We start from the raw sequence: 23,251 nt of genomic DNA, 5'->3' as shown, positions 1-23,251 counted from the left end.
ATCTAAATTCTGTTTAAGAAAAAAGAGAGCCGCTCTGCGCCGATTTTCTTAAATCTGCGGGAGAAAAACCTGATAACTCTAAACCCTTTTCCAATTCCGTTGTTAATTATTAAAACACCCAAATCATGGACAAAGAAAAATTGATACAAGAAGCTTACCTGGTTGCGCATAAGATAGAAGAGAATGGCAATTTCCCCAATAACCCTACTTTGCCATTAATGATATATAAAGGTACCTTCAGGCTGCATCCGGATGATACCGAAGAGGTAATCAGAAAGGTTTTTGCGCAGAATGGTTATACCAATTCTTGGGTTGATGGCATTTTTGATTATCACCACTACCATAGCAATACACATGAAGTAATGGGCGTGTTTTGTGGTAAGGCCGATGTACAGTTTGGGGGTGAACATGGTGTTTGCATTGAACTGGATAAAGGGGATGTGATCATCATTCCGGCAGGTGTAGCACATAAAAAACTGAACTCAACTGACGATTTCACTGTTGTTGGGGCATATCCAAATGGCTCAGATTATGACATTAAATATGGCAAAGCGGAAGAACGTCCTGAAGCAGATGAAACCATTGCTAAAGTGAAAAATCCGGACAGTGACCCCGTTTATGGAAGTAAAGGCCATTTATTTGAATGCTGGTACGGACAAAATTGCGAAAATGTGTAAAACTCTTTCGTTGTAACCGTCTAAAATTCTTTAATTTTCGGGTTTTAAATACTACCCTAATTATAAATGAATTTTAGATATATATGTTCAGCATTAGCCCTCTCCGCAACTTTACTAACCGCATGTTCAGGCAAAAAAGCTGAAGAAAAAAGGCATCTGAAAAAAAGATCCGCACCAAAGAAGACGATAAAGCGGATAGCCTTTTATTAGTCTATAATCCACAAAAAGGCGACAAATGGATTGCCGATTTTGTAGATAATCTACATAAAAAATATGGTTTTAACGGAAATATGCTGGTGGCTAAGGATGGTAAAATCCTTTACGAAAAAGCCATTGGATGGGCCGATTACCTTCACCGCGATAGCTTAAAAATCAACTCTGAGTTTGAACTGGCTTCAATTACCAAAACATTTACTGGTACGGCCATTATGCAATTGGTAGAAGCTGGAAAACTCTCTTTAAACGATAACGTAAAAAAGTTTTTCCCTAATTTTCCTTATGAAGGCATTACCGTAAAGCTATTGCTTTCTCACCGAAGCGGTATGATGAACTACGTTTACTTTATCGATGATATCTGGCGTAAAGAAAAGCGTAACATGAAAAAGGGAGTAACCAACCAGGAAGTAATGAATGTTATTGCTGAGCGGAAACCAAACCCATACACCAAACCAGATAACCGATTCCATTATAACAACTCAAACTTTATGGTATTGGGTGCCATTATAGAAAAGGTAACCGGACAGCGTTATTCGCAGTATATGATGGAGCATGTATTTAAACCGGCAGGATTGAAGCATACTCACGTATATAGCACAACTGAATATGAAAAAATCCCGGTTGATGTAGTTGGTCACGACCGTACCTGGCGCTATTCGGTAGCACAAAACTTTTTAGATGGCCCTGTGGGAGATAAAGGTATTTACAGTACAGTACACGATTTGGTTTTGTTTGACAAATATTTAAAAAACGGAAGACTACTAACTAAAAAGAGTCTTGATTCGGCTTATGTAGGCCGGAATAAGCCCGTAAATGGCCATTTCAACTATGGTTATGGCTGGAGAATGTTCGATGGCGAAAAAATGGACAAAGTAGTGTACCATACGGGATGGTGGCATGGTTTCCGCCATATTTATGTAAGAGATCTAAACAAAAACATTGTTATTGTGTTTTTAGGCAACCTGACCAACGGAAGTTTAATGCATCTCGATGATCTGTATAAACACTTCGACATGCCAATTATCCGTAAGGGGGCATACCATGGCAACGGCAGTTTGCCAGGTTCAGACGAAGATTAAATTTATGGCAAAAACAAAATGGATTATCGGACCGGGTACATTAACCATCTATCCTAAAAGAAATTTAAGGATAGTAGGGCTTATATTTTTTGTATTGATTGCGGCATTTATTTTCTATTTATCAAGATCAGTACAAGGTTATTCTGCTGGCCTCACTTTTGGGTATTATGGCTGCCTGTTATTAATTCCGTTATTGCTGATTTTTATTGCTGAAACAAAAGTAATTTTTGATGGGAACAGCAGGATTTTATACAAAAAAATTGCGTTTTTACCAATTGGATCAATCCCTTTTGATGATATCGCTTCAGTAGAACCTTACGAAGTACTGGGAAGCGGCTTTAATTATAAACTGTTCAAAAAAAGCAACAGGCATGGCAGAGGCTTACTTGTTTCTTCTGGTTATAGTAAAACCACCAATGCTAACCTGATCGCTTTTCAGCAGGAGGTATTACCAAAGATTGATGAGCTTGTGTTCGCTAATGCCCCGTTAGTTCCTAAACAGACCATTTACGATTTTAAATTCTTCAGAGAAGAAGGTGGTATTTACCTGTTGCGGGATAATAAGATAGGAAGCTTTATTTTTGGGTTGATTTTTATCGGTGCTACCGTTGCCATATTATTTAGCCCCGATTTTTTGGCAAACGAAGGATCAATTCAGAAAATACTCCTCACCTATTTCCCGGCGGCGATAGGCTTGGCGCTTCTTTTTGCAGCAACCTCCAATATCCGTTTTGATAAAAGCCAAAGAAAGATTATCCGTTCTACTTTTGCCGGCCGGTTTAAAAAAGAATATCCTTTTGATGATCTAATCCGTTTTCAGGTGATCCGTAAAACAACCAATCTTATTTATTCGGGTACCGAAGTCAGGGCAGAAATTTTATTGCCTGCCAAAAACAAAACAATCACCTTAAACCTTAAAAGCTTTATAGGCACTAAAAAGATTGAGCGCTTTCTTGATGAAGCCAATACGATTTTAGGCCGGATTTAGTTCATTATAAAACAACACGATTATGTTCGATAAATTATTTGCGGCTCAACAAAAAGCCGAAGAAATTAAAAAACGTCTGGATACGATCTCGGTATTTGGCGAAGTTGAAAATGGTGCAATAAAAATCACCGCTACTGCCAACAAATCCATCACCGGAATCTCCATTAATGAGGAGTTTTTGAAAAATGCCGATAAAGAAGAATTGGAAGAACTTTTGTTAACTGCGATTAACAAAGCAATGGCAAGCGCCGAGCAAGTAAGTGCCGCAGAAATGCAGGCATCAGCACAAGATATGCTAGGTGGATTAGGTGGCATGTTTGGCCAATAATATCGTTAGATCAATCTTGATACTTAAATCTCCATACTTGATACTAGAACTATGAAATACACCTATTATGGCCAATCTTGTTTCCTACTTGAAGCTGCTGGCAAAAAATTATTATTCGATCCATTTATATCACACAATCCATTAGCTAAAAATGTAGATATCAAGGCGATTGAAGCTGATTATATTTTAGTGAGCCATGGTCATGGCGATCATGTTGCCGACCTGGTTGAATTGGCTAAACAAACCCAGGCTACAGTTATTGCCATGCCGGAGATTACCGATTGGGCTTCGAAGCAGGGCGTAGAAAAAGTACACGGAATGAATTTCGGCAAATTTACTTTCGATTGGGGGAGCGGTGCGTATGGTACCTGCAACACATTCTTCTGGCTTGCCTGATGGAAGTTATGGTGGTAATCCTGCAGGTTTTGTGTTAGAAGTTGATGGCAAACAGATTTACTTTGCTGGTGATACCGGCTTAACCATTGAAATGAAGCTGTTGGCTGATATTTACAACCTGGATTACGCCATTTTACCGATTGGTGGAAATTATACCATGGATGTGGATGATGCTTTAATTGCGACAAAATACTTTGATTGCGATAAAGTGATCGGCGTTCATTACAACACCTTCCCGGTAATTGAAATTGATACCAAAACCGCTGTTGATAAATTTGAACGTGAGAAGAAAACCTTGTTGTTGCCGGCAATCGGTGAAACGATAAGTTTATAGCTTCGGCAAACCGTCATTTCGACTGAAGTGCAACGGAATGGAGCGATCTATCTCGAGGTAGATCGCTCCGCTACACTGCGTTCCGGTCGAGATGACGATTTTTTTAAAGAGTGCGTACTTAAGGAGTAATCTATCTGGCCTAAAAACAAAAAAGGGCCTCCGATTTTCATTGGAGACCCTTCAAATTATAAACCTGAACCTAATTCTTTTTAGCAGCAGTTTTATTTGCTTTGTAACGCATATCTGCTGTACCATCTTTTTTAGTCGGACCAGCAACTTTGGTTACTGCTTTTGCTTTATTTTCTTTAAAACGCATATCCGGCGTACCATCTGCTTTTACTTTAGCAGCTGTAGTAGTTGTTTTAGTTTCTACTTTTTTAGCCTCTTGTTTTACGCCTGCTTTAACAGGTGCTGTTGTTGTTTTTACTTCTTTTTTGGCAACAGTTTTAGCTTTAGTAGCTGGTGCTTGAGCAAATGCGGTTGTTAAACCAAATGCTGCGATTGCGATTAAACTCAATAACTTTTTCATAATTCTTGATTTTTTAGTTGTCATGAAGCTTCTTCGTTTCACTCCGAGGTTTCATGTTTTTTCGATTTTTGTTTTACTCGTTATTTGTTGATATAAAATTGATCAATCGGAATGAAGTTTTAATGAAGATAACGAATATTTTTATTTTTAATGCGCAGCCAGCCAGTTATCGCCCTCACCAATTTCTACAACAATTGGTACCGTTAATTTAATGGCATTGGCCATTTTATCCTCAATAATGGCTTTCATCGCTTCTTTTTCAGACCTCAGTACATCAAATACCAACTCATCATGCACCTGCATCGTCATGGTTGATTGCAAATTTTGTGCTTTCATCTCTTTGTGGATGTTGATCATGGCAATCTTGATCATATCCGCTGCAGAGCCCTGTATAGGCGCGTTAATCGCATTTCGTTCTGCAAAACCTCTTACTGTTTGGTTAGCAGAGTTAATGTCTCTCAAATAGCGTCTTCTACCCATTATGGTTTCTACAAATCCATTTTCCCTGGCAAAATTCATGGTATCGCTCATGTAACGTTTAATACCAGGGTATTGCGCAAAGTATTGTTCTATAATTTCGGCTGCTTCCTTACGCGGAATACCTAAATTCTGCGATAAACCAAAAGCCGATTGACCGTAAATGATGCCAAAGTTAACTGCTTTTGCATTTCTACGCTGCGTTCCATCTACCTCTTCAATACTTACACCATATACTTTTGCTGCTGTTGCCGTGTGAATATCGATCCCTTTGTTAAAAGCATCAAGCATATTCTCTTCCTTACTGATTTCGGCAATAATGCGCAATTCTATCTGCGAATAATCAGCAGATAACAAGATGTGATTTTCATCCCTAGCAATAAAGGCTTTACGAACCTCTCTGCCACGTTCGGTACGGATCGGAATGTTTTGTAAATTTGGATTGTTAGAGCTCAACCTGCCGGTAGCGGCTACAGCCTGATTGTAAGAAGTGTGTACCCTGCCCGTTTTAGGGTTAACCATTAGTGGCAATGCATCAACATAAGTTGATTTAAGCTTCTGTAACTGGCGGAAATCTAAAATATCCTGTACAATATCACTTTTGCTTGCTAAAGCCGTTAAAACGTCTTCTCCGGTCTGGTATTGACCTGTTTTGGTTTTTTGGCTTTTGGATCAAGCTGAAGTTTATCAAATAAAACTTCTCCTAATTGTTTCGGTGAAGCGAGGTTAAATTTAATTCCGGCTTTATCATATACATTCTGTTCAAACTTGATAATTTCTGTTTCAAGCTCTTTAGAATAGGCCTGTAAAGTTTCGATATCAATCCGAACGCCTTCCTTTTCTATATCAGCCAAAACATAAACCAAAGGATTTTCAATTTCTTCGGCCAGCTTGGCAGCGTTTAATTCTTTTAATTTTGGTTCGAAAATATGCGCCAACTGTAAAGTAACATCAGCATCTTCAGCTGCATAATCAACCACATCAATTACCGGAACATCACGCATGGTACCCTGGTTTTTGCCTTTTGCACCGATCAGTTTAGTAATCGAGATTGGTGAATAACCCAGGTAGTTTTCTGATAACACATCCATCCCATGGCGGGTATCAGGATCGATTAAGTAGTGGGCCAGCATGGTATCGAAAAGTTTTCCTTTTACTTCAAGGCCATACCACTTCAGCACTAAAATATCGTATTTGGTATTCTGACCGATTTTCTCAATCGCTTCATTTTCCAATACCGGTCTAAATTCATCAACAATTAACTGCGCTTCTTCCCTTTCTGCAGGAACAGGGATATAATAACCTGTACCTGGTTTAATGGAGAATGACAAACCTACTAAATCGGCCATGTTTGCATCAGTACCAGTAGTTTCGGTATCAAATGAAATCCGCTTTTCAGCAAGCAAGAGTTTGATTAAATCTGCACGTTTTTCTGCGGTATCAAGCAACTGATAATCGTGTTCGGTATTTTCGATGGTTTTAGCAGGAAGTTTTTCTACCGGTTCTTCTTCAAGTGTGTTGGTATATTGTATGGTTTCACCCGATTGATTGCCGAACAGATCGGTTTGGGTACCTTCCTGAAAACGTGCCGTGGTAACCGAAAATTCATCGCCAAATACCCTGCGGCCTAAAGTTCTGAATTCTAATTCTGTAAATAAAGGTTCCAACAAGTCGCGGCTTGGATCACAAAGTTCCAGGCTGGCTTCATCCAGTTCAACCGGAACATCCAATAGAATTGTCGCTAGTTTTTTAGAGATTAATCCCTGTTCTGCAAAGTTTTCTACGTTTTCGCGTTGTTTTCCTTTTAGCTCATGGGAGTTGGCAATAATATTCTCCATAGAGCCATACTGCTTGATCAGGGCTTTAGCGGTTTTCTCCCCAATCCCCGGGATACCCGGAATATTATCCACGGCATCGCCCCATAAACCTAAAATATCGATTACCTGTAGTACATTTTCGATCTCCCATTTAGCCAATACTTCTTTTACACCCAATATTTCCATATCATTACCCATGCGGGCAGGTTTGTAAATGAAGATATTTTCAGAAACCAGTTGGGCAAAATCCTTATCCGGTGTCATACAGTATACCTGATAGCCTTTCGCTTCGGCCTTTTTGGCCAGTGTACCAATAATATCATCGGCCTCATAACCATCAGAAGTAATTACCGGGATATTGAAACCGGTAATCAGTTTAATCACATAAGGCATTGCAGCGGCCAGATCCTCAGGCATGGCCTGTCGGTGTGCTTTGTAGGCCTCAAAAGAGGTATGCCTTTCTGTTGGGGCTTCAGTATCAAAAACAACCGCAATATGTGTTGGTTTTTCTTTCTTCAAAACATCTAATAAGGTATTGGTAAAGCCCATTACTGCCGATGTATTGATGCCTGTTGAGGTAAAACGGGGGTTTTTGCTTAATGCAAAATGCGCCCTGTACATCAGCGCCATACCGTCGAGGAGAAAGAGTTTTTTATTCATGTGATTACACCGATTTAATGATTGCCGGCAAATAGATTTACCGGATGATAAAAGTAACCAAAGTTAATCATATCGGTAAAATGCTTTATCAACAAAAAAATTAAAATTAAATTATTGAATTGCAATACGAAAGCTTATTCCTCAGGTAAATGAAAGAGTCGTTCAATAATTTTCAAAAAGAACATCAAGATATTAGAAACAGGAAATATCAAAATTAACCTGAATTAGTACGAATTGAAATTTAGTTCCGTTATTTGTGAAAAGCCAATTGATTATATGAAATTTCTGTTTTCTATCTTTCTTTTCTTCTTTACTTTAAACCAGCTTTCTGCACAGGATTTTATCCTTAAAAATAACGACGATGTAATCCGCGGAACGATTAAGGGTACCGACTATTTTTCGGTGTTTATCAGTGCCAATGATGAAACGGATGTAATTTTACCTGCAAAGGATGTGAAAAATTTCTTCTGGAATGGTGATAGTTTTGTGAGCAAAGGATTTGCATACGGGCGTAATTTCGAATATCGTTTTGTTAAAGTAATTGAAATGGGAACCGTTAACCTTTATTCCTTTGGCGGAGGCACTCTGGTTCCTCAGGTGAAAGAGAAAAAGATGAAATTCAGGCCATCAATTGGTATTGGAACAGGAACCGGTGGCTATGGAGGCATGGGTATGGGCGGAGGCATCAGCATCGGCGGCGGACGAAATTCTGCGCCTGAAAGACCAGCTGGTGCGCCCGCTATACGCTATTTCATCGAAAAACCCGGTGCCGGTCCGCTACAGGAAGTGCCGATGAAGGCAATAACCGAGGACTCAAAAAAGATTGAGATTAAAAATATCCTGTTGCAGAAAATAGGCGATCAGCCAACTTTAAAAGCCAAAATTGAAGTAGGAACAGATTTTAACAGCCGGGATGTTATTGAATGGGTAAAGGAGTATAACGCGACAAAGAAATAAAGCCAGGACTAACTGATTTCAGGATTGCAAGATCGTTTAACTATTATCCTCGCGCTTTAACTTTATATAAATGGCTAAACTGATAAGCTTATCGTTTTTAATTTCGCAGTTCTCCATTGTTTCCTGATAATCAAAACCAATTTTTTTCAGCACCTTTTTACTGTTATCATTTTCTGTTTCAACCATAGCCTCAATTTTCCTTAACTGTAATTCTTTAAATGCATAATCGCAGACCGGATTGGCTGCTTCGGTAATGATACCCTTTCCCCAATGTTCGGGCAACAACCAAAAACCGATTTCAGCCTTTTGATCTTTTTTGCTTAAATCATTGAATCCTATGGCCCCTAAGAGATCAAGGTTTTCTTTATCACAGATTACCCACCAAATACCTTTTTCATTTTTTTGAAGGTCATTGGACCAGATCAACTGCTCATTGGTTTCCTCCAGGCTTGCATAGCGCACACCATAATAGTGGATCACATCCGGATGGGATAATCCTTCAAAAACAAATGCTAAATCGTCAGAACAAAATTGTCTCAATAAAAATCTATCGGTGTGTATTGTAGCTGAAGCAAACATTATCTGGCGCAGCAGTTTAATAAGTGGTCGTTCACCATGCCAGTTGCCTGCATATGCGCATAACAGATGGTGGTGCCAAAAAATTTGAAACCACGTTTTTTCATGTCTTTGCTGATCTGATCAGAAAGTTCTGTTCGTGGCGGAACATCACTCATTTTTTCGATGTGATTTTGGATTGGTTTGCCACCAGGAACAAAACTCCACATGTATTTAGAGAAACTGCCAAATTCTTTCTGAATCCCGATAAATAATTTAGCGTTGCTAATGGCACCGTTAACTTTTAAACGGTTACGAATAATGCCTTCGTCATTCATTAACCTTTCTACATCTTTTTCAGTAAAGGCAGCTACTTTGTTAACCTCAAAATTGGCAAAGGCTTTACGGTAGTTTTCCCGTCTTCGAAGGATAGTAATCCAGCTTAAACCTGCCTGCGCACCTTCCAGTATTAAAAATTCGAATAAAATCTTATCATCATAAACAGGTTTCCCCCATTCTTCATCGTGGTATTTGATGTAGAGCGGATCAGTGCCAGCCCAGCTACAGCGTATGGTTAAGTTTGGAGTTTGGGGTTCGGAGTATTGAGTCGGCATAGGGGTGAGTTTGGAGTTTAGGGTTGGGAGCCTGGAGTTGCCATAGCAAGGCATTAAGATTGTTTGATCAGGAACTTTTCCGGATTATTCATCATATATACCAATAGCTTTGCGACTTCCTCTGCCTGATTATTTAACATATTAAATTCAGCCTCAGAAATGTAGCTACAGGCCAGAGCGAATTCTAGCCAAGTTTGAGTTTCACCGTTTTCGGTGTCTGCGTCGGAGAGCTTACTCACGAAATGGTTTGGATATTTTCTTTTTCTATAGGCTTCTGCCAAGTTCGCACAAACACTTCTCGAGCATCTTCTAATCTGATCCGTTAAACTATATTTTTCTCCTGATGGAAATCTTTTAGAGATATGAAATATCGCCATTGAAAGTTTAAATCCTTTCTGATAAGCCAATAAATCCTTAATTGTTCCCATAACTAAATATAAGAACATTCAATTGCATTATCTAGTCGATTTAAGAATTCCCACTCTAAAAACTCGCAACTCCAATCTGGGACATGCAAGGAAACTCCCAACTCTAAACTCCCGACTCCAAACTTAGTTCATCCCAATACTCAACAGCTCTTCTGTAATGCGGAATTACAATACTGCCGCCCACAAGATTGGCAATCATAAAAATCTCGTTCATTTCGTCGCTGTTTACACCCGCGTCGAAACATTTGCCTAAATGGTATTTTATGCAGTCATCACAGCGCAAAACCACCGAGGCTACCAGGCCTAACATTTCTTTCGTTTTAATATCTAAAGCTCCATCGGCATAAGAGGTTGTATCAAGAGCAAAAAAACGTTTAATATTCGTATTTGCCGTTTCCATGATCCTATCGTTCATTTTTTCACGATAGCCATTAAATTCTTCTACGAGCTTTCCCATGTATATTAATTATTGAAAGAATGATTTTTTGAATGAGCGCATGACGTTCATATTAATTTACTTAGTCGAGGTTGATTTCTTCCAGCGGATTCCAGAATACCTTCTTAAAGTTAATTACCTTATCGTTCTTCACTTCAACCCCTTCCTGTCTCAACAGCTCTTCCATTAATTCAGGGGGCTTAAAATGAAATTTTCCGGTAAGCAGTCCGCTGCTGTTTACTACACGGTGAGCAGGCACCCTGGGTTGAGCTGTACCGGCATACAGCATGGCATGCCCAACCATTCTTGAAGATTTTGCTGCACCCAAACTTTTCGCGATAGCTCCATAGGAAGTAACCCTTCCCTTCGGAATTAAGCGGGCAATCTCATAAACCTGTTCGTAAAAGTTGGTATCCATTATTCAAAAGAAAATTGAATATAATTAATATTCTTATCGTGTAACAAGTATTTTTTCTCGTAATAGGTTTTGATCGACAATACTTCATCAACCAGATCTGAAGTATATAAATGATTGGTATTTTTGTGCACAGGTAAACTTAATTCTGCAACCTTTTCGCAGGTGTAAGCATACAGTTGGTCGTTATCTGTTTTCAAATTAACATGACCACCCGGTTTTAAAACAACTTTATAACGGTTTAAGAATGCGGGAAAAGTTAAACGTTTTTTCTCACGGCTATCCTGTGGTTGCGGATCAGGAAAGGTAATCCAGATCTCATCAATTTCTCCTTCGTTAAAGTAATCCAACAAATTTTCAATCTGTATCCTTAAAAAAGCCACATTATCGATCCCGTCTTCAATAGCTGTTTTGGCCCCGCGCCAAATGCGGTTACCTTTATAATCAATGCCGATGAAATTCTTATCCGGAAATAACCTGGCCAGATTTACCGAATATTCACCTTTGCCACATGCCAGTTCGAGCACAATCGGATTAGCATTTTTAAAATGTGCTGAAGCCCAATTCCCTTTTAAGGCCTTTCCTTGTTCTAATTGATATACGTTCGCAAATGTTTCGATTTCTGCAAAACGCCTAAGTTTATCTTTACCCAAAAGTTTTTTTCTGCAAAAATACAATTAAATCAATAACCGAAGTTTCTTTTGCCAGAAAGATTAATGGCAATCTTGTTTATGAATTGTATTTTTGCAGCTTATAAAAATTACCGTGGAAAAAAACGCAAAAATATATGTTGCAGGTCATCGTGGTATGGTGGGTTCGGCCATTTACCGTAAACTGCAAAAAGAAGGTTACGAAAATATTATTACCAAAACTTCAGATGAACTGGATTTGCGCAACCAGCAGGCGGTTACTGATTTCTTTGCTGAGGAAAAACCGGATTATGTTTTTCTTGCAGCAGCAAAAGTTGGTGGCATTGTAGCGAACAACACTTACAGGGCCGATTTTCTTTACGAGAATTTAGCCATTCAGAATAATGTGATCCATAATGCCTATTTAAATAATGTTAAGAAGCTGATGTTTTTAGGTTCAAGCTGTATTTACCCTAAAATGGCTCCGCAGCCATTAAAAGAAGATTACCTCTTGACCGGAACTTTAGAACCTACCAACGAACCTTATGCGATTGCAAAAATTGCAGGGATTAAGATGTGCGATGCTTATCGCGATCAATATGGCTGTAATTTTATCTCGGTAATGCCAACAAATTTATATGGTTTTAATGATAACTATCATCCTCAAAATTCGCATGTTTTACCAGCTTTGATCCGTAAGGTACATGAAGCAAAAGCAAACAACGAAAAAGAGGTAGTAGTTTGGGGTTCTGGTTCACCTATGCGCGAATTTTTATTCGCCGACGACTTAGCAGATGCCTGTTATTTCTTAATGCAAAACTATAACGAACCACATCTGATTAATATTGGTACCGGACATGATGTAACCATCAAAGACCTGGCTTTATTGATCAAAGATGTTTTAGGTTTTGATGGCGAATTGGTGTTCGATGCCAGCAAACCAGACGGCACGCCGCGTAAATTAATGGATGTGAGTAAACTCCATAACCTGGGATGGAAGCATAAAATTGAGCTTAAAGAAGGTATTGCCCTGGCTTATCAGGATTTTGAAAGCCGGTACTAAATAAATTTTACAATGGTGCGCAGTATAACATCCTGCGCATTTTTTATTTACGCCTTATTTTTTAGCAGCAGGATCATAAATGGCTACTGCCACCCGGCTATCGGCACAGCCGTAGTATAAAAACCATTTCTTTTTGAAATAAACCAGCCCTTCAATAAAAACCGTGCCTGACGGGTATTGGCCGCTTTTTCAAAAGGTGCAGTAGGTACGAAAAAGGGTTGATCGAGCCGCGCTATTACTTTTGAGGGATTTTTTAAATCGAACAACACCTGCCCGGCCGAATAGGTATTGGCTACATAATTGGTATCCCTTTCGGCATCGCCCCTGTTTTTACCGTTGTATAAAACTAAAATACCTTTATCGGTAACAATTGCTGGTGGACCACATTCGGTCAGGTCGCTATCGAAATAATTTTTTCGGGGTTTCACAATTAAATCCAAATCACCTTTTGCATTTAAAGCAGGCTCCCAGTTGATAAGATCGGCTGAAGTAGCAATATTCATGAAACGTTCGCCCCAATACATCATATATTTGCTGTTTATTTTGGCAATTACCTGTTTGCCATTTTCTACCCTGGTTACAATAGAACCAGATTTGCATTTTAGATCCTTAAATTTACCATTATAGGCCTTACTAAACGCAGCACCGTGTTTAGTCCAGTGTTTCAAATCTTTGGAAGTGGCTACAGCCAACCGGAATATATTCCGGTTCCATTGGGTATACAGCATGATATACAATCCTTCTGCGGTTACCGCAATTCGCGGGTCTTCGCAACCACCCGGCCATTCGGATGCTTTCTGATTGTCTTCATCAGGATAGAGCACAGGCTTCGGATTCCTTTTCATTTTAATGCCATCACTACTTTCCGCTATACCTATTCTCGAGGTACGCTTGCCAATACCAATACCTGAGCGGTCTTCTCCGCGATAAAGTACATATATTTTATTTTTGTATTCGACAGCTGCCGGATTAAATACGTCGCCTGCTTCCCAGGCAATTTTTTGTTTGCTCATGGGTTCGAAGAAAAGACTTTCAGTTTTTGGCGAAATAATAGGATTTACATTTTCCGGTCGTATAAATGGTCCTAGCGCCCATTTGGGAAATAGACCCTGGGCATTTGTTGCAAAGGCCAGCGGAAGAAAAACTACAAGAAGAAATAAGCGTAAAGCGATTTTGTTCATAAAGCTAATATACCCAATTAATCTGTTAAGCAAGTGATGGTTAGATTATCGCTAATTAAATCAATGGCGCCTAAATATTCTATTCAACGTTTTGTTTAAACGTCTCATATAAACGAAGAATTTTATCATCTAATTATCCAAAAATCAGCCTTTCATTTCTTTCCCGCTCAGATCATTTTTTATTATAGTTAAAATTGATATATTTGATATTATAAATCAATTTTAACTATATGACTTTAGTACAGCTAGAATATATTGTTGCCGTAGATACCTATAGAAGTTTTGTAACTGCTGCTGATAAATGTTTTGTAACCCAGCCTACTTTAAGTATGCAGGTACAAAAATTGGAAGAATTAATTAGTGTTAAAATTTTCGACAGGAGCAAACAGCCTGTAAGTCCGACAGAAATTGGTGCGCAGATTATTGCCCAGGCCAGAATTATTTTACAAGAAAGTGGAAAAATTAAAGAGCTGATCAATAGTCAGCAGCAAGATGTTCTGGGTGAATTAAGAATTGGCGTGATCCCTACCATTGCACCATACCTTCTCCCTGAAGTGATTTCGGCCATGTTGGATAAATACCCGGAGTTAAAACTATTAATCTGGGAATACACCACCGAAGATATCATTCATCACCTAAAAACCGGTGTGCTGGATTGCGGTATTTTAGCCACACCACTTACAGACCCGAACATTATAGAAACTCCGTTATACTATGAAAACTTTGTAAGCTACATTAGCAAAAACAGTAAACTGTACAAAAAGAAAGCGGTTGATGCTGAAGACCTAAACGATGAAAATATCTGGTTGTTAAACGAAGGCCATTGTATGCGTAACCAGGTTTTGAATATCTGCCGTTCTACAAAAAATAACCGTTTACAGGGTTTAGAATATAATACCGGTAGTGTAGAAACTTTGGTGAGAATGGTCGATTTGAACGGTGGTGCAACCTTGCTCCCTGAGTTGGCAATTGCAGAATTAAATGCCAAGCAGACCAGTAAAATACGTCATTTTAAATCGCCTGAACCTGTGCGCGAGATCAGTCTGGTCACACATAAAAACTTCATTAAAAAACGGATGCTTAATGCTTTAAAAGATGAGATTCTAGAAATCATCCCAAAAGCGATGAAGCAAAAAAGAAAAAAGATGTTGTTGGGATTTAGACTTTCTTGCGAAGTTTCAGAAACCTAAGCGAGGGAAAACTTCGCAAGTTTTTAATACGATCGTCATTGCGAGAAGGCTTTTTCAGCCGACGAAGCAATCTTACAACGATCGCCAGTAGCGTGAGCATTAAGATTGCTTCATGCCTCGCAATGACGACTCTTTACAGGATTGATTCTGTGATTGATTTCGCAACCTCTTAACCTAATTCCCTGTCCTTATCAACATGCTCCGCCAGTTTATAGCTTTGAGCAGCAGGTTTTTTATCTTCTAAAAAGATTAAAATAATTAATGAAATAATGGGGATTAAAAAGGAAATAAAAAACCAGAACCAAAAATTACGCCCTGTTCGCTTTGCCAAAAAACCTGCGAGCAACTGTGGCGACAACAGTAGTCCGAGTACAATAGTGCCTAAGATAATCTCCGGCATTTATTATTGATTTAATCGATTATAAAAGCTAGTCTGATAAAAAAATACTATTGATTTTGTTTTTCTACAGGAGGTGCAGACAGCAATCCTTTAATATCGCTCTCCACTTCTTCTTCCTCGCCTTTTTTCTTTTTCTTGTTTTTAGCTTTTAAGCCTTTACCACTTAAACGCTCCTCGATGATTTTATCATATTCGGTTTGTTGCTCTGGCCTTAAAACATTGCGGATATTTTTTGAGGTTTCGTTCTGTAGTTTATAGAATTTATCTACATCCTCTTCGCGTGAGTTGCCTGCCTGTTGTCTTTTAATTAAATCTGCCTGTTCTTTTGCCTGATTAAAAGTAAAACTGTAGATAACGCTTTTTTGCGTGCCATTTAGTTTTAACCTTTTGTCAAGGTCCTCTACATTCTTTTGTGCAATTTCTGAAGGAGTAGGCACTTTATTTTGCTGCGCACTTACCAATCCATTTACACCAATCACAATTAAGAATAAAATTACAAGCCTTTTCATTTCGAATATTTTATATCTGCGAAGTTACTTAATTATCTTAAAACAAGAAAGTCCCGATTTGCACCGGGACTTCTCTTAAATTTTATGGAAGGCTTATCTTACAAAGCTTTTTTGTAAAGCTCAGCAACTGCATCCCAGTTCACTACATTCCAGATTGCCGCTAAATAATCTGGGCGTTTGTTCTGGTATTTTAAGTAGTATGCGTGTTCCCAAACATCGATACCTAAAATTGGCGTACCTTTTACTTCAGCAATATCCATTAATGGATTATCCTGGTTTGGTGTAGAAGAAACCTGAAGTTTTTTATCAGCACCTACCGATAACCAGGCCCAACCAGAACCAAAACGGGTAGCACCAGCTTCTTGTAATTTAGTTTTAAGGTCAGCAAACGAACCAAAAGTTTCGTTAATTGCTTTAGCTAAATCGCCAGTTGGCTCACCACCTTTATTTGGACCTAAAATGTTCCAGAATAAAGAGTGATTATAATGACCACCGCCATTGTTTCTAACAGCAGCAGGGAATTTTGAAATGTGTTTTACAATTTCCTCGATGCTTGAAGTCGCCTCTGGTTTACCCTCTAACGCTTTGTTTAAGTTGGTAACGTAAGCCTGGTGATGTTTATCATGGTGGATTTCCATGGTAGTTTTATCAATATGCGGTTCTAATGCATCGGTTGCGTAATGTAACGCAGGTAATTCAAAAGCCATAATGTTTATGTTTTAAGATTTAAAAATGTTTCTTGTAGCAAATATAACATTAGAACGTTAAGATTTGTTCATGTTATTATCATCAAATCGTTTTCTGGGTTAATGTTGTAATGTTGAAGGATTTAATATTGAAAGGATTTGAGAAAAATTACCATCGTCCCGATTTGCAATCGGGATGCACGAGAAAGGCGATTATATCGACATTTATATCTTAAACGCATTACAAAATGCGGATCTCGCTAATCCTCGTTACAAACGAAGACTATTAGAGATAGTAGGATAGTAAAAAAGGTTCGTGGTCAATGGATGGATGGCTCATCATCGAATCACGCAATATCTATAAATCAATAGGCCGTGAACTACAGTACTATGGACCATCAATTCAATCTACCTCTTCTTCGCAAAGAATTCCTTCATCAGTACTCCACACTCCTCAGCCATTACACCGCCTTTTAATACTGTTTTTGGATGGAGCAGGCTTGCATTTTTGGAGATAAATCCTCTTTTTTCTTCTCTGGCACCATACACAATGCGGCCAATCTGCGTCCAATAACTCGCACCAGCGCACATTACGCAAGGCTCGATGGTTACATATAAGGTACAATCCCTTAAATATTTCCCTCCAATAGTTTGTGCAGCAGAAGTGAAAGCCTGCATTTCGGCATGTGCAGTTACATCGTTAAAACGTTCGGTTAAATTATAGCCCCGGCCAATAATCCTGTTTTTACTTACCACTATAGCACCTATCGGAATTTCATCATCAGCTAAAGCTTTTTGGCTTCTTCCAAAGCCAGTTTCATGTAATGGATGTCTTCTTCTTCAGAATCGGTATTTTCGAAATTGTAAAAACTCATGTTGCAAATATAGGATAAGACTTCTGAAGTCTCTGAATTCGAATGTCCTTGTTTTTGTTTTGGAGCACAGGGTCAGTACGTATAGGCTACTTCAATCAGGGCTATTTGGTAAGGCCTGTGCTTAATAAGAGAACTTCGCGGTATAAATAGATACTCTATTCTCCCACAGATCACCGCAGATAAACATCGCAGATTTAACAGATTTATATTATTAAAAGGATCTGTGTTTCTTATCCTTTTAAATCTGCGGAAATGTCCCCGCGAAACTTCCGAAGTTTCCAAGGGCAAAGGTCTGGCAAAACTTCGGAAGTCTCAAAGCATTAGATAAGTTTGCTGCCGTTAGGCACTTTGCTTTGCACCGTAGTTAACACGATGTCGCCGTTTTCATCGGCAAAACCGGTAACTAAAAATTCTGACATAAATTTTCCTATCTGTTTTTTGGAAAGTTAACCACCGCAACAATCTGTTTTCCGGGTAATTCTTCCGATGTATAATGTTTGGTAATCTGTGCACTACTCATTTTAATACCAAATTCGCCAAAATCTACTTTTACTTTATACGCCGGTCTTCGGGCTTCAGGAAATTCGAAGGCCTCTAAAATGGTTCCCACCCTTAATTCTACTTTTTCGAAATCGCCCCATGTAATCTGTTCCATAAATAATCAATGTATTAATGGTAAAAATATAAATTATTAAATAATTCGCCATTAGCACCAAAAATAAAACATTAACTCAGTTCAAACGATTGCATTTAATTCAATAGATTTTATAAAAAATTTGCGTTTTATATTTTTCCAACTATCTTTATGCAACCGTTTGCATAACCAAATAATAAAATTAGATGAAAGCATGTATTTATTAGGGATTGATTTAGGTACCTCATCCATAAAAGTTGCCATTGTTGATGCAACTACACAAAGAAATATAGCCACCGCTCAATATCCGGAGGAGGAAACAGCCATCAAGTCTTTACAGTCTGGCTGGGCAGAACAATCACCTGAGGATTGGTGGCAAAATGTTCAACAGGCCATCCTGAAATTAAATTCGACAGGTCTTTTTGATCCAAAAGAAATTAAATCCATTGGTATTGCGTACCAAATGCACGGATTGGTTGTTGTAGATAAAAATCAGCAGGTGCTCCGAGATAGTATTATTTGGTGCGACAGCAGAGCAGTTGAACTGGGCAATAATGCTTTTGAGGCTATTGGGCATGACAAATCTTTGAAACATTTATTAAACTCTCCGGGAAACTTTACGGCATCAAAACTGGCCTGGGTAAAAGCAAATGAGCCAGACATCTATAACCGCATCGATAAGATAATGCTCCCTGGCGATTTTATCGCGATGAAATTAACGGGAGAAATTACAACAAGTATTTCGGCACTATCTGAAGGCATTTTCTGGGATTTTGAAAACCACGAAATTTCTAAAGATGTAATGGAGTATTATGGCATTTCGGGTAACCTCATCCCAACCGTAAAACCCTTATTCTCGGAACATGGTTATTTAAAAGCCGATATTGCCCATTCTTTGAACTTACCAACAGGTATTCCAGTCGCCTATAAATCTGGCGATCAGCCGAACAATGCGCTTTCTCTAAATGTACTAAAACCTGGGGAAGTTGCGGCCACAGCCGGAACATCTGGGGTAATTTACGGCGTAAGCGACGGGCTTACTTACGATAAACAATCGAGAGTGAATACTTTTGCGCACGTAACCTATTCAGAAGAAAAAAAGCACACAGGGGTTTTACTTTGTATTAATGGTACCGGCAGCATGTACCGCTGGGCAAAACATAATTTCGCGCCACAGTCTCGTTATGCCGACCTGAATATCCTGGCGTCGAAAGCGCCAATAGGTAGTAATGGTTTAAAAGTACTTCCTTTCGGTAACGGCGCAGAACGAATGTTAAACAACCAATATACAGGCGCAGAGTTATTGGGCATAGATTTAAACCTGCACAATCAATCAGATATCTTCAGGGCTATACAAGAAGGGATTGCCTTCTCTTTCCGTTATGGATTGGATATCATGCGGGAAAATGGCATGCAGCCTAAAGTCATCCGGGCCGGAAGGGCAAACCTATTTTTAAGTGATGTATTTGCACAAACTTTTGTAGATGTTACGGGCATTCCGGTAGAACTTTACGAAAACGATGGTAGTGTAGGCGCAGCCTTAGGTGCAGGTATAGGCGCCGGAATTTTTAAAAGTGCTGAGGAAGCTTTTAGCAACCACGAAGTAATTAAGACTTTAATACCACAACATTCAGCTGAATATGAAGCAATCTATCAGGATTGGAAAAAAATATTAGAAAAACAATTAGCAATGGGTTAATGGTTCACAGCCATCGGCTATCAACTATGAACCAACAACCACGAATCAAAAACAAAAAACATGACAAAAGTAGTAACAGGAGCAACTGAATTTTTCAAAGGCATTGACCAGATCAAGTTTGAAGGTCTGGAAAGTGATAATCCACTAGCATTTAGATGGTACGACGCCAACAAAGTAGTAGCAGGCAAAACCATGAGCGAGCATTTTAAGTTTGCTTGTGCTTACTGGCATTCATTCAACGGTAATGGTGCTGATCCATTTGGAGGAGCAACGCACATTTTCCCATGGGATGAAAAGAAAGATGCTGTAGAAAGGGCAAAAGATAAAATGGATGCAGCCTTTGAATTTATCACGAAAATGCAGATCCCATATTATTGTTTCCATGATGTAGATGTGGTAGATTATAGCGACGATATTGCTGAAAACGAACGCAGATTACAAGCCCTTGTTGAATATGCAAAGCAAAAACAAGCAGATAGCGGTGTAAAACTATTATGGGGAACAGCCAATTTATTTAGCCATAAGCGTTACATGAATGGTGCATCTACCAATCCTGATTTTCATGTGCTGGCACACGGAGCTGCCCAGGTTAAAGCAGCTTTAGATGCAACTATTGCTCTTGGTGGCGAAAATTATGTTTTCTGGGGAGGAAGAGAAGGCTATATGAGCTTATTAAATACCAACATGAAACGTGAGCAGGAGCACCTGGCTAAATTCTTACACGCCGCTAAAGATTATGCACGCAAACAGGGCTTTAAAGGAACATTCTTTATTGAACCGAAACCATGTGAGCCTTCTAAACACCAATATGATTACGACGCGGCAACAGTAAAAGGCTTTTTACAACAATATGATCTGTTGGCTGACTTTAAACTAAATTTAGAAGTAAACCATGCAACACTGGCAGGTCATACTTTCCAACATGAATTACAGGTTGCGGTAGATAATGGCCTGTTAGGTTCTATCGATGCAAACCGTGGCGATTATCAAAATGGCTGGGACACCGATCAGTTCCCGAACGATATTAACGAACTAACCGAAACCATGTTAATCATTTTAGAAGGTGGTGGCTTACAGGGTGGAGGTGTAAACTTCGACGCGAAAATCCGCCGTAACTCTACTGATCAGAAAGACCTATTCTATGCGCATGTAGGTGGAATGGATATCTTCGCAAGAGCATTAGTGACTGCAGATGCCATTCTTCAAAAATCTGATTACAAAAAAGTAAGGGCCGACCGTTATGCTTCATTTGATAGCGGAAAAGGTGCCGAATTTGAACAGGGAAAACTAAGTTTAGAAGATTTAAGGAATTATGCTGCAGAAAATGGCGAACCAGAGGTTCGCAGCGGAAAGCAGGAATATCTTGAAAACCTAATTAACAGGTATATTTAAATTTATCTTATAAATGTATTCTCCGTGGTCTGTAATCTTCACAGATCACGGATGATATTATATTAATTTTTGCAAAATTAAAAATTTCTCAACGCCTTTATCGGACAGGCATGCCACTGCCCTGCGAATCGAAATGACGATATATTTAGTTCATCTGAGCTCAACAATCTTGAATTTTAGGAAGGTCAAATTAATAAACGTTATTTTAACATTTTTTAATTCAAAAAAAGCGGAGATTAATTTATGATTTTACTACATTTAGATTTCTAAACCAAATAACTTAAATGAAAGTCACAGATTACATTATTTTTCTAGCCTACTTTGCCATTGTAGCAATTTACGGTTTCTGGATTTACCATCGTAAAAAACAAAAGCAAATGAGCAGCAAGGATTATTTTCTTGCAGAAGGTTCACTTACCTGGTGGGCAATTGGCACATCTTTAATTGCCTCGAACATTAGTGCCGAGCAATTTGTAGCCATGAGTGGCGATGGATTTAAAATGGGATTAGCCATTTCTACTTACGAGTGGATGGCTGCTGCAACATTGGTAATTGTTGCTACATTTTTTATTCCCGTATATCTTAAAAATAAGATCTACACCATGCCCCAATTTCTAAGTCAACGTTACAATGGTACCGTAGCCATGATTATGGCTGTGTTTTGGTTATTGTTGTATGTTGTGGTAAACTTAACCTCAATCTTATATCTGGGTGCTTTAGCTGTAAGCAGTATTTCGGGTATTGGCTTTTGGTATTGTATGATGGGATTAGCCATTTTTGCCGTAATTATAGCATTAGGCGGTATGAAAGTAATTGGTTACACGGATGTAATCCAGGTAGCATTTTTAATTTTCGGCGGTTTAGCAACTACTTATTTAGCGCTTAATTTAGTAAGTGATCATTTTGGTGGCTACGGCGTATTAGATGGTTTATCGTTCTTAAGAGAAAAAGCACCAGACCATTTCCACATGATATTTAAGAAAGACAGTGCGAATTATGCTTCATTACCTGGCATGACGGTATTGCTTGGCGGGATGTGGATTGTAAACTTAAACTATTGGGGTTGTAACCAGTACATCACCCAGCGTGCTTTAGGTGCTGATCTCAAAACAGCTAGGGCAGGTATTTTATTTGCTGCGTTTTTAAAGCTGCTAATGCCACTAATTGTGGTTTTGCCGGGTATTGCAGTATATATGTTGTACCAGGAAAAAACAGGTATCGATGTAAATTCAATGATGCCTGGAGGAGAACTTCGTCCAGATCGGGCTTACCCTACTTTATTGAGTATTTTACCAACAGGATTAAAAGGTTTATCTTTTGCGGCTTTAACCGCAGCAATTGTTGCCTCACTGGCCGGTAAAATTAACAGTATCTCTACCATTTTTACTTTAGATATTTTTAAGAAACACATTAATCTAGAAGCCAGTGAGAAAAAACTGGTAAGTACCGGACGCGTGGTTGTAATTGTTGCAATGGCTATCGCAATCGCTATTTCGCCATTCTTAGGTATCGATAAAAAAGGTGGTTTTGAATTTATTCAGGAGTATACAGGTTTTGTAAGTCCTGGTATTTTTGCCATGTTTATTTTGGGCTTCTTCTGGAAAAAAACCACTTCAAATGCAGCCTTATTTGCTACTATAGGTGGTTTTGGTTTATCGGTATTGTTAAAATTCTTACCAGGAATGATGGATCTGTCTTTCCTTCACGATTTTGGATTCTCGGTAGCCAATGCAGATGGAATCTACGAAATACCTTTCTTAGATAGAATGGGCATTGTATTTGTAGTTTGTATTGTAGTGATGTTTGCCATTAGTATGTTCGAAAACAGCAAAGGCGATAAATCTAATGGTTTAGAAGTAGATTCTAGCATGTTCAAAGTTCATCCTTCGTTTGCCGTTGGATCAATAATTGTGTTCGGAATTTTAGTTGCGCTTTATTCGACTTTCTGGTAAAATTAAAAATAAAGAATATGCAAAAGGCTCGCAACTTTCATTGCGAGCCTTTTTTATTCGTCTACTTGCTGGTGTCCTCAGCAACTATCTTAAGTAACTTCAGTTCGATTATTAATATTCCTTTAATTCGATTTA

General features: G+C 38.7%; 22 protein-coding genes and 4 pseudogenes. 12 read left to right on the top strand and 14 right to left on the bottom strand.

From position 1 onward, the window contains the following. Positions 1-125 precede the first annotated feature (125 nt). The 6 genes and pseudogenes from ACQ86H_RS01540 to ACQ86H_RS01515 all read left to right on the top strand — a co-directional run bounded on the left by ACQ86H_RS01540 (position 126) and on the right by ACQ86H_RS01515 (position 4,018). Positions 126-677: a cupin domain-containing protein gene (locus tag ACQ86H_RS01540; RefSeq protein ID WP_431293632.1), complete on the top strand. Its 552-nt coding sequence runs from the start codon at positions 126-128 to the stop codon at positions 675-677. 66 nt (positions 678-743) lie between these two features. Then, positions 744-1,972, top strand: a pseudogene (locus tag ACQ86H_RS01535) (serine hydrolase domain-containing protein). A 4-nt stretch (positions 1,973-1,976) separates the two neighbouring features. Beyond that, positions 1,977-2,960 (top strand): hypothetical protein, encoded by a 984-nt coding sequence (locus tag ACQ86H_RS01530; protein WP_138818974.1) that lies wholly within the window; start codon positions 1,977-1,979, stop codon positions 2,958-2,960. 22 nt (positions 2,961-2,982) lie between these two features. Then, a complete protein-coding gene (locus ACQ86H_RS01525; RefSeq protein ID WP_138818975.1) occupies positions 2,983-3,288 on the top strand; it encodes a YbaB/EbfC family nucleoid-associated protein in 306 nt (101 codons plus the stop codon). 51 nt (positions 3,289-3,339) lie between these two features. Next, positions 3,340-3,684: an MBL fold metallo-hydrolase gene (locus tag ACQ86H_RS01520; protein ID WP_431293631.1), complete on the top strand. Its 345-nt coding sequence runs from the start codon at positions 3,340-3,342 to the stop codon at positions 3,682-3,684. Beyond that, positions 3,650-4,018 carry an MBL fold metallo-hydrolase gene (locus ACQ86H_RS01515; RefSeq protein ID WP_431293630.1) on the top strand — a complete coding sequence of 123 codons (369 nt, stop codon included), beginning with the start codon at positions 3,650-3,652 and terminating at the stop codon, positions 4,016-4,018. Before ACQ86H_RS01520 ends, ACQ86H_RS01515 begins: the two co-directional genes overlap by 35 nt. A 199-nt stretch (positions 4,019-4,217) precedes the next feature. Here ACQ86H_RS01515 and ACQ86H_RS01510 read toward each other — a convergent pair whose 3' ends face one another. Then, the gene (locus ACQ86H_RS01510; RefSeq protein WP_138818977.1) at positions 4,218-4,547 is read right to left on the bottom strand and encodes a hypothetical protein; all 330 of its coding nucleotides are present in this window, start codon (positions 4,545-4,547) and stop codon (positions 4,218-4,220) included. A gap of 147 nt (positions 4,548-4,694) precedes the next feature. After that, positions 4,695-7,501, bottom strand: a pseudogene (gene polA, locus ACQ86H_RS01505) (DNA polymerase I). 276 nt (positions 7,502-7,777) lie between these two features. Between polA and ACQ86H_RS01500 the strand changes: the two are divergent. After that, a complete protein-coding gene (locus tag ACQ86H_RS01500; protein ID WP_431293629.1) occupies positions 7,778-8,458 on the top strand; it encodes a hypothetical protein in 681 nt (226 codons plus the stop codon). Positions 8,459-8,494: 36 nt separating this feature from the next. Here the strand turns inward: ACQ86H_RS01500 and ACQ86H_RS01495 are convergent, their stop codons facing one another. The 6 genes from ACQ86H_RS01495 to trmB all read right to left on the bottom strand — a co-directional run bounded on the left by ACQ86H_RS01495 (position 8,495) and on the right by trmB (position 11,559). Beyond that, positions 8,495-8,998 carry a GNAT family N-acetyltransferase gene (locus ACQ86H_RS01495; protein WP_431293628.1) on the bottom strand — a complete coding sequence of 168 codons (504 nt, stop codon included), beginning with the start codon at positions 8,996-8,998 and terminating at the stop codon, positions 8,495-8,497. A 38-nt stretch (positions 8,999-9,036) separates the two neighbouring features. Next, positions 9,037-9,627 (bottom strand): DNA-3-methyladenine glycosylase I, encoded by a 591-nt coding sequence (locus ACQ86H_RS01490; RefSeq protein WP_431293627.1) that lies wholly within the window; start codon positions 9,625-9,627, stop codon positions 9,037-9,039. 53 nt (positions 9,628-9,680) lie between these two features. Then, a complete protein-coding gene (locus ACQ86H_RS01485; protein ID WP_138818983.1) occupies positions 9,681-10,055 on the bottom strand; it encodes a four helix bundle protein in 375 nt (124 codons plus the stop codon). A gap of 103 nt (positions 10,056-10,158) precedes the next feature. Next, complete coding sequence (locus tag ACQ86H_RS01480) at positions 10,159-10,512, bottom strand: carboxymuconolactone decarboxylase family protein (protein ID WP_431293626.1); 354 nt, start codon at positions 10,510-10,512, stop codon at positions 10,159-10,161. Between the two features lie 61 nt (positions 10,513-10,573). Then, a complete protein-coding gene (locus ACQ86H_RS01475; protein ID WP_431293625.1) occupies positions 10,574-10,909 on the bottom strand; it encodes an MGMT family protein in 336 nt (111 codons plus the stop codon). Continuing rightward, complete coding sequence (trmB, locus tag ACQ86H_RS01470) at positions 10,909-11,559, bottom strand: tRNA (guanosine(46)-N7)-methyltransferase TrmB (RefSeq protein WP_138818986.1); 651 nt, start codon at positions 11,557-11,559, stop codon at positions 10,909-10,911. The genes ACQ86H_RS01475 and trmB overlap by 1 nt, the downstream gene beginning before the upstream one ends. Positions 11,560-11,671: 112 nt before the next feature. Between trmB and fcl the strand changes: the two genes are divergently transcribed. After that, a complete protein-coding gene (gene fcl / locus ACQ86H_RS01465) occupies positions 11,672-12,598 on the top strand; it encodes a GDP-L-fucose synthase (protein ID WP_138818987.1) in 927 nt (308 codons plus the stop codon). A gap of 83 nt (positions 12,599-12,681) precedes the next feature. Here fcl and ACQ86H_RS01460 read toward each other — a convergent pair whose 3' ends face one another. Continuing rightward, the gene (locus ACQ86H_RS01460; protein ID WP_431293624.1) at positions 12,682-13,779 is read right to left on the bottom strand and encodes a glycoside hydrolase family 130 protein; all 1,098 of its coding nucleotides are present in this window, start codon (positions 13,777-13,779) and stop codon (positions 12,682-12,684) included. A gap of 230 nt (positions 13,780-14,009) precedes the next feature. On the opposite strand from ACQ86H_RS01460, the gene ACQ86H_RS01455 reads away from it, so the two are divergent. Next, positions 14,010-14,969, top strand: coding sequence for a LysR substrate-binding domain-containing protein (locus tag ACQ86H_RS01455; RefSeq protein WP_431293623.1), 960 nt, complete (start codon positions 14,010-14,012; stop codon positions 14,967-14,969). Between the two features lie 169 nt (positions 14,970-15,138). Here the strand turns inward: ACQ86H_RS01455 and ACQ86H_RS01450 are convergent, their stop codons facing one another. From ACQ86H_RS01450 to ACQ86H_RS01430, 5 genes and pseudogenes are all read right to left on the bottom strand, one after another. Next, entirely contained in the window at positions 15,139-15,369 is a 231-nt protein-coding gene (locus ACQ86H_RS01450) for a hypothetical protein (protein WP_431293622.1), read from the bottom strand. 47 nt (positions 15,370-15,416) lie between these two features. Beyond that, positions 15,417-15,878 (bottom strand): hypothetical protein, encoded by a 462-nt coding sequence (locus ACQ86H_RS01445; RefSeq protein WP_431293621.1) that lies wholly within the window; start codon positions 15,876-15,878, stop codon positions 15,417-15,419. 98 nt (positions 15,879-15,976) lie between these two features. Further along, positions 15,977-16,585: a superoxide dismutase gene (locus tag ACQ86H_RS01440; RefSeq protein WP_116252167.1), complete on the bottom strand. Its 609-nt coding sequence runs from the start codon at positions 16,583-16,585 to the stop codon at positions 15,977-15,979. 387 nt (positions 16,586-16,972) lie between these two features. Continuing rightward, positions 16,973-17,439 (bottom strand): annotated as a pseudogene (locus ACQ86H_RS01435) (nucleoside deaminase). Positions 17,440-17,759: 320 nt separating this feature from the next. After that, a pseudogene (locus tag ACQ86H_RS01430) lies at positions 17,760-18,094 on the bottom strand (tRNA-binding protein). 193 nt (positions 18,095-18,287) lie between these two features. Between ACQ86H_RS01430 and ACQ86H_RS01425 the strand changes: the two are divergent. The 3 genes from ACQ86H_RS01425 (at position 18,288) to ACQ86H_RS01415 (ending at position 23,116) form a co-directional block, all read left to right on the top strand. Further along, positions 18,288-19,772 (top strand): xylulokinase, encoded by a 1,485-nt coding sequence (locus tag ACQ86H_RS01425; RefSeq protein WP_431293620.1) that lies wholly within the window; start codon positions 18,288-18,290, stop codon positions 19,770-19,772. 60 nt (positions 19,773-19,832) lie between these two features. Next, positions 19,833-21,164 (top strand): xylose isomerase, encoded by a 1,332-nt coding sequence (gene xylA, locus ACQ86H_RS01420; protein ID WP_431293619.1) that lies wholly within the window; start codon positions 19,833-19,835, stop codon positions 21,162-21,164. A gap of 284 nt (positions 21,165-21,448) precedes the next feature. Beyond that, positions 21,449-23,116, top strand: a complete 1,668-nt coding sequence (locus ACQ86H_RS01415; RefSeq protein ID WP_431293618.1) for a sodium/sugar symporter — start codon at positions 21,449-21,451, stop codon at positions 23,114-23,116. The last annotated feature ends 135 nt before the right edge of the window (positions 23,117-23,251 follow it).

Source organism: Pedobacter sp. P26 (genome assembly GCF_050632135.1).
In the GTDB taxonomy this organism is placed as follows: domain Bacteria; phylum Bacteroidota; class Bacteroidia; order Sphingobacteriales; family Sphingobacteriaceae; genus Pedobacter.
The sequence above is the reverse complement of the archived record's forward strand: the minus strand, read 5'-3'. Positions and strand labels throughout refer to the sequence as shown.